This window comes from Pseudomonas sp. TH15 (assembly GCF_016651105.1).
In the GTDB taxonomy this organism is placed as follows: Bacteria; Pseudomonadota; Gammaproteobacteria; order Pseudomonadales; family Pseudomonadaceae; genus Aquipseudomonas.
Genome location: NZ_JAEKEL010000001.1, coordinates 4,423,884 through 4,436,255 on the forward strand (window position 1 = coordinate 4,423,884; position 12,372 = coordinate 4,436,255).

A 12,372-nucleotide genomic window follows, 5' to 3' on the forward strand; every position below is an offset into this window, starting at 1 on the left:
AACCCAGGTGAGCGCATAACACCCAGTAGAACGTAGATGAAAGGGTTCAACGTCATGCCGAGTATAAAAAGAATCCAAGCGGGGAATCTTAAAAGCGCGGGGTCAAATAGCGCCCATATAGTGAGCCCGAGCCATACAGCCCAAAAAATACATCGTCACGCCATCTACCCGGAAAAACGCCCGCTTAAACGTGTGTCCGACTTTATCTGACTCGTTGAGCATCTGGGCCACCGCTGTAACCGATTCATATCGATAGTAGCCGTAGCTGCCAAAACCTCTACTCCCTCCCCTTCAAAATCAGCCGCTATAGCGGCAAGGACGAGTTCGCCCATGGAAACGATAAAACTGATTCAGCCGGTGCCGGTTGTGCGCGATGAAAACGGGATGTTCTGGCACCCGGAACTGCCGCCATTTGATGAAGGTGATGGCGATAAGTGCAAGAAGTGGATCGCCGAGCAGCGCCTGGTCGTGAAGATGACCAGCATTGAGGACGCGCCGGACGAGATCTCGGAGCGCTACTTCGACTCCCATGATCCGGATTGCAGCTACTGGGATCCGGATAAACCGGAAGGCGAAGGCTGGTTCTGCCTGTCGATTCACGACACCGACGATGGCCCGGCCTGCTGGTGGGCACGACGCGAGGTGACGCCATGATCCTCGCCCCGCTCTACATGGCCTACCTGATCTACAGGGGGCCGTGGCGATGAAGTCAGGATCGCTTTGTTTTTGCCCAGCCGGCGACCATCAGCACCAAGCCCGGAATCCAAAGACCCGGGGCGGTAATCGCAAAACCGCAAATAGTCAGCGGCAGCCCGGTTAAGAACAACGGGTTTTGAAATGCCTTTTTCATAGATCCCTCTCCCTAAGAATTCATCTCATTTAAGCACAAAGCTTGCCGATGTAAGGCGGGCGAGGAATTCGTATGTCTGATCAAAAACACCAACTGCGCGAAGTGGCTATCGAATCGATCTCGGATATCGCCCAACACCTGCCGCTCGATTGCCAGATGTTTGTCATCGTCTGCCGGCCAGGCAAAGCTGACTTTGACCTGGTGCTGCCTTCGCCCGAGGCGAACTTGAATAACGCGCTCGACGCGCTCCGCCGGCAGGGCCTGAGCATCGACGGCGATAACGCCTACAAGCGCGATCTGCTGGACGCTGTGGTCGGCGCACTGGCACTCGGCGCGCAGAACAGTAATCCGCCACCGACTGGACATTGGGGCCAGTGCTTCTGGGATATCGGTCGCGAGGAGCGCGGACTGCACGAAGAGCTGGCCGCCGCGCTGAAACTCAACCGCGAGAACCTGCGCGCCTGCCAAGCAACCATCCATCTCGCTGGCGGATTCGATCCCGCCTACGTGGACGACGCCCAAGCTGCAATGGCGGTCGCCGACGCAGTCCTGGCCAAGGCCGGCGCATAACCCATCACCACCTTCTGCCGCCACGCGCGGTATGGATAGCTCATGAACATTCAATTTTTATCGCACGAGGAGGTTTGCGAGCTGACCGGCGCGCGAACCAAGGCAGGACAGATCCTGAACCTGAAGAAAAACGGTATCCGACACTCAATCAAACGCAGCGGCTGGCCTGCAGTGACGGCCTTGGCAGTTACCGCCGTCGGATCGTACGAACCAGAAAAACCTGTGTGGACGCCAAGAAAGGCCAGTTGAGATGGGAAGAAGACCAACGAAGCCGGGTTCCATCGCCCGGCTGCGGGAACGCAAAAAGGCAAGTGGCCGGACCTACTATTACTACGAGCTGGGTGGAAAAGAACGCAAGGAAATAGCGCTGGGTAGCGATTACGGCCTGGCGATCATGGAATACGCGAAGCTGGAGCGCGATCGAACCGCGGTTGAACTGGTTGCCAAGGTCGTCACGTTTCGCTACGTGGCCGAGAAGTACATGATCGAGGTAGTGCCAACCAAGGCAGAAAGCACTCAGAAGGACAATGTGCGCGAGCTAAAGAACCTGATGGCGTTCTTCGATGATCCGCCGGCACCGCTCGAGACAATCGAACCGCTCCATGTCCGCCAGTATTTAACCTGGCGAAAATCTGCACCTGTTCGGGCAAATCGGGAAAAGGCTTTGCTGAGCGCGATCTGGAACTACGCACGAGACAAGGGCTACACGTCGCTGGCCAACCCTTGCTCCGGAATCAAGGGCAACAAAGAAACGGGCCGGGATACCTATGTCGAGGATGAACTGTTCAAACGGGTGCACGACAAGGCTGACGCCGGATTGCGCGACGCCATGGACCTGGCCTATTTGACCGGCCAACGAGTGACAGACACGCGACTTATGGATGAACGAGACGTGCGCGACGGCCAGATCTGGGTGCTCCAGGGAAAAACGAAGGCTAAACGGCGGATCGAGGTAACTGGTGAGCTGAAAGTTTTGATTGATCGAATCATGGCCCGGAAGTCCGGACACAAAGTCCGCTCGACGCGGCTGATCGTGGCCGAAGACGGCACTCCGATGACGGAGGCAATGTTGCGCAGGAGATTTGATGTGGCCAGGGAGGCCGCAGGCGTTGAAAAGGCCGAGTTTCAAATGCGTGATTTACGCGCCAAGGCTGGTACAGATAAGGCTGAATCGAGCGGTGACATCATGCAAGCGAAGGATCAACTCGGGCATACCACCGTGGTGATGACCGAGCAGTACATCCGTAATCGCAAGAGCAAAAAAGTGTCGCCAACCAAGTGAGTTGCGACCCATGTCTATTTTTGCGACCCAGAAACAAACAAGGGTTTGCATCAGCTTTCGCCCGCAAACCCTTGATTTAAGATGGTGCCCGAAGCCGGAATCGAACCGGCACGCCCTTACGAGCGGGGGATTTTAAGTCCCATGCGTCTACCAATTTCGCCATTCGGGCGGTAGCGCGATCAAGCGGTCTTACGGCTGCCCAAAAAACCTGGCAGTTCTGACGCTTGTGCAACAGAGGGGGAAATATATACACCCCGCCCCGGTGAAGCAAGTTCGCAAATGCCCTTTTCAAGACAAAATCTTGCAGGACTGCGAAAATAAAAAAGCTCCGTAGATCATTGATCTACGGAGCTTGTTTAGAGTGGAGGCCGAGGTCGGAATCGAACCGGCGTAGGTGGATTTGCAATCCACTGCATAACCATTTTGCTACTCGGCCTCAAACATCTGATATCAGTAGCACGACACCAAATGCGTTTTAACTTGGAGCGGGAAACGAGACTCGAACTCGCGACCCCGACCTTGGCAAGGTCGTGCTCTACCAACTGAGCTATTCCCGCGTCTTGGTGTGGCGCATTCTATAGAATCCAGAAGCCCCGTCAACCCTTTGATTCAAAAAAGTTTTATTTCTTTTCTACGTCGGTCTTCAGATGTGGCCAGGCAGCCCGCAGATATTGGACCATGGACCACAATGTCAGGCCTGCCGACACCAGCAACAAGGCGTAACCCACCAGGACCCAGAAGCTGAAGTCCGACGGATTGGCCAGCAGGATCACCAGCGCCAGCATTTGCGCGGCGGTTTTCCATTTGCCCAAGTTCGACACTGCGACGTGAGCACGGGCGCCGAGTTCGGCCATCCACTCTCGCAACGCCGAGACGACAATCTCGCGACCAATAATGACCGCTGCCGGCAGCGTGAGCCACAGGTTGCCGTGTTCTTGCACCAGCAATACCAGCGCGACAGCGACCATCAACTTGTCAGCCACCGGATCGAGGAAAGCCCCGAACGGTGTGCTTTGCTCCAAACGGCGAGCCAGGTATCCGTCCAGCCAATCAGTGGCAGCGGCGAATGCGAAGACTGAACTGGAAGCCAGATAGCTCCATTGGTACGGCAGATAGAACAGTAAAATGAAGATCGGAATGAGCAGGACGCGTAGAACGGTAATCAGATTAGGGATATTCATCGGCACAACTGGCTACGAGGTGAGTTGGCATTCTACTCGCTGTGCAGATTTGCATAAATCGACTCAGCGAGCTTTTTACTGATCCCGGGTGCTTTGGCGATCTCTTCGATGCTGGCACGAGACAGCTCCTGCAATCCACCAAAATGTTTCAACAAATCGCGCCGACGTGTCGGCCCGACACCCGCAACGCCTTCAAGCGTTGAGGTACGACGGGTTTTCCCCCGCCGCGCCCGGTGCCCGGTAATGGCGAAACGGTGGGCTTCGTCGCGAATCTGCTGGATCAAGTGCAGCGCGGGGGAATCACCGCGCAGCGTGAATTCATGTGCAGCGTCATTCAGGTACAAGGTTTCGAAACCGGCCTTGCGCGTCGCGCCCTTCGCCACGCCCAACAAAATCAGATCAGGCACTGCCAGTTCATTGAGTACGTCCCGGGCCATGGACAGCTGACCTTTGCCCCCGTCCACCAGCAGGATGTCCGGCAACTTGCCCTCGCCGTCCTTCAGTTTACTGAAGCGTCGGGTCAGAGCCTGATGCATTGCGGCGTAGTCGTCGCCGGGTGTCACACCCTCGATGTTATACCGACGGTAGTCAGACTTGATCGGGCCTTCCGGACCGAACACCACGCAGGATGCCACAGTGGCTTCACCGCTGGAGTGGCTGATGTCATAACATTCAAGGCGCTGTGGCGGCTCATCCAGGTTCAGTACTTGCGCCAGAGCATCGAAACGCGCGGCGACATGCTGACGATTGGCCAGTCGCGCGCTTAAGGCTTGCTCGGCATTAGTGACCGCCAGTTGCTGCCAGCGCGCTCGCGTACCGCGCACCCGGTGACTGATGGACAATTCGCGCCCGCGCAGCTCGTCGATGGCGGCGATCAGGACCGGGAAATCATCGTGGACCACGTTGACGATCAACTCGCTCGGCAAATCCCGTTCAGGACTGCTGATGAAGTACTGGCCCAAAAATGCAGCCATGACTTCGGAAACGTCTTCTTCAATACCCACTTGCGGGAAGAAATTCTTGCTGCCCAGTACCCGGCCGCCACGCACGCTGATCAAGTGAACACAGGCGCCGCCCGGATTGATGAACGCGGCGATCACATCGATATCGCCGGTTCCACCTTCCATGCTTTGCTGGTCCTGGACCCGGCGCAGCAATGAAATCTGGTCTCTCAATTCGGCCGCACGCTCAAACTCGAGGTTGATCGCAGCCTCCTCCATCCCTGCAGACAACTCGTCCGTCAGCGCGTTGCTGCGCCCCTCAAGGAACATCACCGAGTGTCGTACGTCCTCCGCATACACCTGCGGCTCCACCAGCCCGACACACGGTGCCTTGCAGCGCTTGATCTGGTATTGCAGGCAAGGCCGCGTGCGGTTCTTGTAATAGCTGTCTTCGCATTGGCGAACGAAAAAGGTCTTTTGCAGCAAACTCAGGCTTTCTCGAATGGCACCTGCACTTGGATAAGGGCCGAAATACTTGCCCTTGGCCTTTTTTGCACCCCGGTGGATGCTCAAGCGCGGAAACTGGCCATCCGATAGAAAGACGTAAGGATAGGATTTGTCGTCGCGCAGCAGAATGTTGTAGGGCGGACGCCATTCCTTGATCAGCGTCTGCTCAAGCAACAACGCTTCGGTTTCATTGGCCGTGATCGTGGTTTCGATCTGGGCGATACGGCCCACCAGCGCGGCGGTCTTGGGCGCAAGCCCGGTTTTTCGAAAATAACTCGCCAAGCGCTTCTTGAGATTCTTGGCCTTGCCGACGTAAAGCAGGCGCGCATCGCTGTCGAACATGCGATAAACGCCGGGGCGTCCGCTCACGGTCGACAGGAAGGCACTCGGATCGAAGACTTCAGTCATTTTCAGAGATTGGCATCAACCATGCCGTGACGAACCGCCAATAGCGTCAGTTCGACGTCGCTGCTGATCGAAAGCTTCTCGAAAATGCGGTAACGGTAGGTATTCACGGTTTTTGGCGAGAGGCAAAGTTTGTCGGAAATGATCTGAACCTTCTGACAGCCGACAATCATCAAGGCGATCTGGATCTCACGCTCTGACAATGCGTCGAACGGCGAATCGTTGGTCGGCTGGAACGATTTGATCGCCAACTGCTGGGCGATTTGCGGGCTGATGTAGCGTTGCCCGGCAAACACCAGCCGAATGGCCTGGACCATTTCCGGCAAACCTGCGCCCTTGGTCAGATAGCCCGCCGCACCGGCCTGCAACAACCGTGTAGGAAACGGATCTTCTTCACACACAGTGACCGCGACAACCTTGATGTCGGGATGACTGCGCAGCAATTTTCGCGTGGCTTCAAGACCGCCGATCCCGGGCATCTTGACGTCCATCAGAACCACATCGGGTTTCAACTCACGCGCCTTGAGCAGGGATTCCTCCCCTGACTCGGCCTGGCCGACTACTTGCAGGCCATCGATGTCAGCCAGCATTCGTGTAATGCCTGTACGAACGAGATCATGGTCATCGACTACTAGCACCCTAATCAAGCAGACACCTCGCGATATGGTCGTATTGGGTTGCCGAACACCTTAGCAAAAAGCAACTGGCAGACCTAGCGTCAAGCGACATATAAAAAGTTTCAATTCATCTTTGGGGGCTTGCCGTCTGTGCGTTTCAGAGCACAGGCGTTCTCAAATCAAGCTGCATGCGCAAGAAACACTCGTCCTTACCTTGAACCTGTAGTCCTTTTCTCTGATACAAATTTTTAGCCGGATTATTTTCGAACACAGTGAGTCGCAGCGCCGGACGACGCTCCTTGCGGGTTATTTCAATAACCTGATCAATTGTCCAGGAACCGGCCCCCTGCCCCCGAAAGGCTTCAGCCACTTGTAATTCTCGGATATACAAAGCTCGCGCATCGCGGCTAAGGCTGAAAAACCCTATCTTCACATCACCTTTATATACCAACCAGCTCTCACGCCCAGACCACGCCACATCGAACGCTTCGTCCTGCCACAACAAATCATGCTGAATGTAGTAACGCAGCATGTTTTGACAGGTGAGCGCCCTGGCGAATGCCAGATCCTCAGGCAAAGCGCGACGCATCTGGAAAGACATTACCCATGCACCACAGGCACTACATCACCCTGCCATGCTCCATCGATCCGCCGGGCGATCACCAAACAATCCCCCGTACCAGAGGCCGACGCGATCAGCGTTCCATTCGCGGACCAGATCACGCTGCGGCCTGCCGACTGCCACCCGCCGGTAACGCCTCCATGGTTGGCCATCAGCACGGCCATAGAGTGTTCGCGAGCGTAGCCTTGAAGCACCGCTGCATCTGCTGCGTAGCCAGCATCGCTGATCAATACCCCTGCGGCATATACGTCGGTACCCTGGGCCGCGGCGTTAGCAGCATGGCTGGCGTGAGAAAAGTCCGCACAGACGGCCAGTGCAACGGTGTCGCGGCCGAATTTCAACGTGGATCCGCCGCTTCCGGGGGTAAAAATCAGTTCTTCGCCAGGGTGCAAATGCTGCTTGCTGTAAACCCCAAGCGAGCCATCGGGTCTCAACACCAACGCACCAATCAACACCGCAGGATTTGCCCCCAGCCGTATTGGCATACCAACGACAGCGGTCACGCCGAGTTGGCGAGTCAAATCTCTCAGCGGTTGAAGAACATCATCGTCTGGGTCAATCGCCAGTGCGGCGGCTACTTCGCCTTCATAACCGGTCAGCGATAACTCCGGAAAAACCAGCAGTTGCACACCTTGTTCCGCAGCTATCTGCATAAAGCGCCGGTGCCAGGCAATATTGGCGGCAAGGTCACCGGCGATGGAGATCGATTGAGCCGCAGCGATGGTCAGGGTTGTCATGACGCGTCCTTGTGACAGTGTGCTTTTGCGAAACACGAAGTGTGTCACAACCCTACAGGCACTCAAGCGATAGAAAGCACCGTCAGTACTCGATAGCATTTTCTGATTGAATCCGCCTACCGCCCTCGAGTAAGCTCGGCGCATTCATCGGAGACAGACCATGTTCAACGCCCTCTCACAGCTTCGTACCGTCAGCGCCCTGCGCTCGGTGGCGGCTGCCCGGGTGAATGACGTTTGTGCTCCGGCAAGCTTTTATTTTGGGTATTGGTTTAGCCACTGGCGCGCCTGATACCCACACGGCGCCCACTTTAAACGGGTCGCCACCAGAGAATTCTCAACCCCCGGTCGGCTTCCCGACCGGGGGTTTTGTTTTTTCAGCCCCTGCACATTTTTAGCGACACACCAAACATCTGAGGATTTAGAAAATGAACTACGCCACTTATTACCGTTACGACAGTTTTACCGCCTGGCGATTTACCAGCCTCCGCTCGGGACAGCCTGCCGCCTCCGATCGGTCACCCACAGGTGGCAAGCACACACACGCAGCCAATCCGGCCAATTGTCGAACACCCCAGTAGGGCCGAGCACGCGGGAACGAACCCGCTGCCAGCCCAGGAAGCCTGAATATGAACTCGTCCGCCTCTGCTCTGCCACTGTCCACCCTGAGCCCTGCCAATGAAGCGCTGACTCTGCGTCTGCCCAGCTCATTGCAACTCAAACAGCAATTGCCACTCAGCAACGCCCTGACCCGGCAAGTCGCCGCCCACCGCGATGCGGTCCGCGCGATCCTCAACGGTGAAGATTCCCGTCTGCTGGTCATCGTCGGCCCCTGCTCTATTCACGACCCACAATCAGCCCTCGAATACGCCGCGAACCTTGCGCGCCTGGCCGCCGATGTCAGTGATGAAATGCTCCTGGTGATGCGTGCCTACGTCGAAAAGCCTCGCACCACGGTTGGCTGGAAAGGCCTGGCCTACGATCCGCGCCTTGATGGCAGCGACGACATGGCCGGTGGCCTGACCCTGTCTCGCGAGCTGATGCGAGAAATGCTTCGTCTCGGTTTGCCAATTGCCACCGAACTGTTGCAACCGATGGCCGCCGGCTACTTCGACGACTTGCTCAGTTGGGTCGCCATTGGTGCACGTACCACCGAATCGCAGATCCACCGGGAAATGGCCAGCGGCCTGAACATGCCAGTGGGCTTCAAGAACGGCACCGATGGCGGTGTCACGGTTGCCAGCGATGCGATGCGCTCGGCAGCTCACCCCCATCGACATTTCGGGGTCGATAGCCAGGGGCATCCTGCAATCATTCAAACCCCAGGCAATCCTGATACCCACCTGGTATTGCGCGGCGGGCATCGCGGACCTAACTACGACCGTGACAGCGTCGCCCGGATTAACCACGACCTGACCAAACTGAAGATCCCGGCACGGATCATGGTCGATTGCAGTCATGCCAACAGCGGCAAAGATCCATTGCGCCAGCCAGCAGTATTCAACGACGTGCTCGAACAGCGACTGCAAGGTGATCGCACACTGATCGGCATGATGATTGAAAGTCACCTGTTCGAAGGCTGCCAACCGTTGGGTTCATCCTTGCAGTACGGTGTATCTGTAACGGATGGCTGCCTCGGCTTCAGCGCGACAGAACGCTTGTTGCTGGACGCTGCGCAACGCCTGAAAGATCAGAATCGGGGCTGACTCAAGGTAAGTCTTCCGGCGCATTCAGCGCCGGAAGATCGGAGCTTTACTCGACACGTACGTGTGTCACCCCTGATGCCTGACTTACATCATCCGAGCGCTCTACCGAGTAGGCTATCCGCACGGTCGTCCCTTGATGCTCGCGCCAGAAACGATGAGGGACAATGAAAACCAGTGGCTGTCCCGCTGAATCGCGGGTGATTTCGCGGTCGTCGCGGTGATTGAACAACTCACCATCGCACTTGAGATACACCAGCTCACCCTCTTGCGTCTGGGCATTGCCAATCACCACGGTAACGCCGTCAGTGGAATCTTCCACGTCGAGCATACCCGCTTGAGCCTCCAGAACATCCGGGGCGTCCAGCGCTCCCCGAATCAGTGAAGCGATGACAATTTTTGCAGGCTCGGAATCGCGCGCTTCGCCGTTTTTCGGCTCAACCCGATAGCGGACGGTCGCTTCGCTACCAAGGTGTGCAGCGAAACAACCTGGTGGCACCCAAAACGACAGAGGCTCTCCGACTGCAAAGGCTTCAACAACCAACGCATCGTTGAACACTACGTCCGACGCGATCCCTTGCCAGCTCAGCAGCACTCGATCACCTTCGGCCATGCGCGCATAAGGCTGGAGAGTGACGCGCGCACCCTCGGGAAATCTTTCGGGATCCAGAACACCTGCGACCGTGTCGTCAATATAAAGAGCACGCAAATACGGTCGAACATCTCCCACATCCAGTTGCAGCCGCCCGGAACTAGCCGGCTCCATGTACATCGCACTGTGAAGCGTCCAATACACTTCGAGCGATCCGCCATCCAGTGCCGCGACGTGTACACCTTTGATGACGAATACGACTTCCTTGCCTACCAGCCCCTCACTGACGAAACGGGAAGCTTCGTGCTGATAGGCAAACCCTTCGATATCCAGCCCCTCCCAGTGCAGTAACAGCTTGTCGCCACAGGTCATGCCCGGATAAGGCGCGATCCGCACAATGACTCTCTTCACAGAAGGATCAAGTACAGCGTATGCCACAGACTCAAGGACGGGTAGCGGCAGCAGGACAGTTGCCGCACCGGTATCGACGGCCTCGCCTGCCTGATAACAAAACTGCAGAGAGGTTTCATCCGCCCTGAAACTCAGCCAACCCGGCCTATTGAGCTTAATACAGCCCTCCCGCGATGCGCCTGACGATCCATCGTTTTGATGCTGTGACGGTATTTGCGGGTGTGCCTCATACATTGTCATCGGTGCCTCCAGTCCTTGGAAAAAACGCGCGCTTCAAACACCGCGCCGACAACCCATATTGAACGCTAACGAGCAACGCACTGATGTCAGCCGATGCGCCGAATAGAAGGGGCAATGACTACGAGCAAGGTAGGCAAACAACAGGAAATCAGCTTTAGCCTTGCAGTAGACGGCGGGAGATTTGTAGGTGGATCTCAGCATTATCCGAAAATTCGTACACCTCTTAGTCCAGATTCAGTCAACACCTGAAGCCCCTTCGTACTTCGCCGCGTGAATGACTGTTTTAGAGTGGCAAACAGATTCCACCGAGAACTCCTGCAAGAAGGTAAATGACATGCAACGGAATGCCACAACGCACTACCCGATCTTGCTGGTACATGGTCTGTTCGGATTCGAGCGTATCGGCCAGTTCGAGCTCTTCCACAAGGTCCGAGAGGCACTCGTAACGACTGGCAACCGCGTGTTTGTGCCGCACCTTTCTGCGGCCCATGACAATGAAGTACGCGGTGAGCAGTTATTGTTGCAAATCGATAGAGTCCTCAAAGGCACAGGAGCTGGCAAAGTCAACCTTATCGGCCACAGCCAAGGTGCACTCGCCGCACGTTATGCTGCTGCGCTTGCACCACACAGGGTTGCGTCAGTGACATCGGTCAGCGGTCCGAACCAGGGTTCTGAACTGGCCGACACCCTGCGACTGGCACTTATCCCCGGACGACTGCGGGAACATGTCGCCAATAACGTGGCCACCGCTTTTTCAGATTTTCTGACCGTGATCAGCGGCAATCTGACCCTGCCGCAAAATGCGTTATCAGCACTCAATGCCCTGACCACCGAAGGCGTCGGCCGTTTCAACACCAAGTACCCGCAAGGTCTGCCCGCCACGTGGGGAGACCACGGGGCGGCACTGGTTGACGGTGTTCGCTACTATTCCTGGAGTGGCATCCTGGCGGATCACGCCTCGTACAGCCTTGATCCGGGCAATATCGTCTGTCGGGCGATGTCCAGGCATTTCAGCAAGGAAGCCGGGCAAAACGACGGATTTGTCGGTCGTTTCAGTTCCCACTTGGGTGAGGTGATCCGCTCGGACCTTCCGCTCGATCACTTGTCGAGTCTGCGCGGCACAGCGACTGTCGGCGCGGTCTCGCCCGATCCGATTGACCTCTATGTAGAACATGCCTATCGCCTGCAAGCGGCAAAACTCTAGGACGGCGCGACATCGGCAAGGGAACTTTGAGAAGAAATAGGCTACTGAATCCGGTAGGCTCAGCACTTTACTGAACATTGAATGGAGAATTTTCCCATGGCTAAAGCCACTGCCCGTCACATCCTTGTTGCCAGCGAAGCCAAGTGCAGCGAACTCAAGGCCCAAATCGAAGGCGGCGCTGATTTCGCCGAAGTTGCCAAGGCTAACTCTACTTGCCCGTCCAGCCGTCAGGGCGGAGACCTGGGTTCGTTCGGTCCAGGCCAGATGGTCAAGGAATTCGACACCGTGGTCTTCAGCGCACCGATCAACGTCGTTCAAGGCCCAGTCAAAACCCAGTTTGGTTATCACCTGCTGGAAGTGACCAGCCGTCAGGACTGATCTGAAACCTGAGTTTTCTGCATAACGGCCCGCCATTTGGTGGGCCGTTGTGTTTTGGTTACGTGATTCGGCTGGCGAGTGACGCGCCGCTAGCGTACAAATTGTGGTTATCGATTACCCGGCTCTAAGGCTGAC

General features: G+C 56.5%; 14 protein-coding genes and 3 tRNA genes. 7 read left to right on the plus strand and 10 right to left on the minus strand.

Annotated features, from left to right (window positions below; all coding sequences use genetic code 11):
- The first annotated feature begins 330 nt into the window (after nucleotides 1–330).
- A complete protein-coding gene (locus tag JFT87_RS19905; RefSeq protein ID WP_201203985.1) occupies nucleotides 331–654 on the plus strand; it encodes a hypothetical protein in 324 nt (107 codons plus the stop codon).
- Between the two features lie 55 nt (nucleotides 655–709).
- Here the strand turns inward: JFT87_RS19905 and JFT87_RS19910 are convergent, their stop codons facing one another.
- On the minus strand, nucleotides 710–850 hold the full coding sequence (locus JFT87_RS19910) for a hypothetical protein (RefSeq protein WP_201203986.1): 141 nt from the start codon (nucleotides 848–850) through the stop codon (nucleotides 710–712).
- Between the two features lie 72 nt (nucleotides 851–922).
- On the opposite strand from JFT87_RS19910, the gene JFT87_RS19915 reads away from it, so the two are divergent.
- The 3 genes from JFT87_RS19915 to JFT87_RS19925 are packed head-to-tail and all read left to right on the plus strand — an operon-like array spanning nucleotide 923 to nucleotide 2,702.
- Nucleotides 923–1,420 carry a hypothetical protein gene (locus tag JFT87_RS19915; protein WP_201203987.1) on the plus strand — a complete coding sequence of 166 codons (498 nt, stop codon included), beginning with the start codon at nucleotides 923–925 and terminating at the stop codon, nucleotides 1,418–1,420.
- 42 nt (nucleotides 1,421–1,462) lie between these two features.
- On the plus strand, nucleotides 1,463–1,669 hold the full coding sequence (locus JFT87_RS19920; RefSeq protein WP_201203989.1) for a DUF4224 domain-containing protein: 207 nt from the start codon (nucleotides 1,463–1,465) through the stop codon (nucleotides 1,667–1,669).
- Nucleotide 1,670: 1 nt separating this feature from the next.
- Nucleotides 1,671–2,702 carry a tyrosine-type recombinase/integrase gene (locus tag JFT87_RS19925; protein ID WP_201203996.1) on the plus strand — a complete coding sequence of 344 codons (1,032 nt, stop codon included), beginning with the start codon at nucleotides 1,671–1,673 and terminating at the stop codon, nucleotides 2,700–2,702.
- An 82-nt stretch (nucleotides 2,703–2,784) separates the two neighbouring features.
- On the opposite strand, the gene JFT87_RS19930 is transcribed toward JFT87_RS19925, so the two are convergent.
- The 8 genes from JFT87_RS19930 to JFT87_RS19965 all read right to left on the minus strand — a co-directional run bounded on the left by JFT87_RS19930 (nucleotide 2,785) and on the right by JFT87_RS19965 (nucleotide 7,712).
- A tRNA-Leu gene (locus tag JFT87_RS19930) sits at nucleotides 2,785–2,871 on the minus strand.
- 193 nt (nucleotides 2,872–3,064) lie between these two features.
- Nucleotides 3,065–3,138, minus strand: a tRNA-Cys gene (locus tag JFT87_RS19935).
- Between the two features lie 45 nt (nucleotides 3,139–3,183).
- Nucleotides 3,184–3,259: transfer RNA gene (locus tag JFT87_RS19940), tRNA-Gly, on the minus strand.
- Between the two features lie 63 nt (nucleotides 3,260–3,322).
- Nucleotides 3,323–3,883 (minus strand): CDP-diacylglycerol--glycerol-3-phosphate 3-phosphatidyltransferase, encoded by a 561-nt coding sequence (pgsA, locus tag JFT87_RS19945; protein ID WP_201196552.1) that lies wholly within the window; start codon nucleotides 3,881–3,883, stop codon nucleotides 3,323–3,325.
- A 32-nt stretch (nucleotides 3,884–3,915) separates the two neighbouring features.
- Complete coding sequence (gene uvrC, locus JFT87_RS19950) at nucleotides 3,916–5,739, minus strand: excinuclease ABC subunit UvrC (RefSeq protein ID WP_201203997.1); 1,824 nt, start codon at nucleotides 5,737–5,739, stop codon at nucleotides 3,916–3,918.
- 2 nt (nucleotides 5,740–5,741) lie between these two features.
- A complete protein-coding gene (gene gacA / locus JFT87_RS19955) occupies nucleotides 5,742–6,383 on the minus strand; it encodes a response regulator transcription factor GacA (protein WP_082356623.1) in 642 nt (213 codons plus the stop codon).
- A gap of 127 nt (nucleotides 6,384–6,510) precedes the next feature.
- The gene (locus tag JFT87_RS19960) at nucleotides 6,511–6,954 is read right to left on the minus strand and encodes a GNAT family N-acetyltransferase (RefSeq protein WP_201203999.1); all 444 of its coding nucleotides are present in this window, start codon (nucleotides 6,952–6,954) and stop codon (nucleotides 6,511–6,513) included.
- Nucleotides 6,954–7,712 carry a carbon-nitrogen hydrolase family protein gene (locus JFT87_RS19965; protein ID WP_201204001.1) on the minus strand — a complete coding sequence of 253 codons (759 nt, stop codon included), beginning with the start codon at nucleotides 7,710–7,712 and terminating at the stop codon, nucleotides 6,954–6,956. Before JFT87_RS19965 ends, JFT87_RS19960 begins: the two co-directional genes overlap by 1 nt.
- Nucleotides 7,713–8,338: 626 nt before the next feature.
- On the opposite strand from JFT87_RS19965, the gene JFT87_RS19970 reads away from it, so the two are divergent.
- Complete coding sequence (locus JFT87_RS19970; RefSeq protein WP_201204003.1) at nucleotides 8,339–9,415, plus strand: 3-deoxy-7-phosphoheptulonate synthase; 1,077 nt, start codon at nucleotides 8,339–8,341, stop codon at nucleotides 9,413–9,415.
- Between the two features lie 46 nt (nucleotides 9,416–9,461).
- On the opposite strand, the gene JFT87_RS19975 is transcribed toward JFT87_RS19970, so the two are convergent.
- Nucleotides 9,462–10,655, minus strand: coding sequence for a hypothetical protein (locus tag JFT87_RS19975; RefSeq protein ID WP_201204005.1), 1,194 nt, complete (start codon nucleotides 10,653–10,655; stop codon nucleotides 9,462–9,464).
- Nucleotides 10,656–10,989: 334 nt separating this feature from the next.
- On the opposite strand from JFT87_RS19975, the gene JFT87_RS19980 reads away from it, so the two are divergent.
- Both JFT87_RS19980 and JFT87_RS19985 read left to right on the plus strand, forming a co-directional pair.
- Nucleotides 10,990–11,859, plus strand: a complete 870-nt coding sequence (locus JFT87_RS19980; protein WP_201204007.1) for an esterase/lipase family protein — start codon at nucleotides 10,990–10,992, stop codon at nucleotides 11,857–11,859.
- 96 nt (nucleotides 11,860–11,955) lie between these two features.
- Nucleotides 11,956–12,237: a peptidylprolyl isomerase gene (locus JFT87_RS19985; protein ID WP_201204009.1), complete on the plus strand. Its 282-nt coding sequence runs from the start codon at nucleotides 11,956–11,958 to the stop codon at nucleotides 12,235–12,237.
- Nucleotides 12,238–12,372 lie beyond the last annotated feature (135 nt).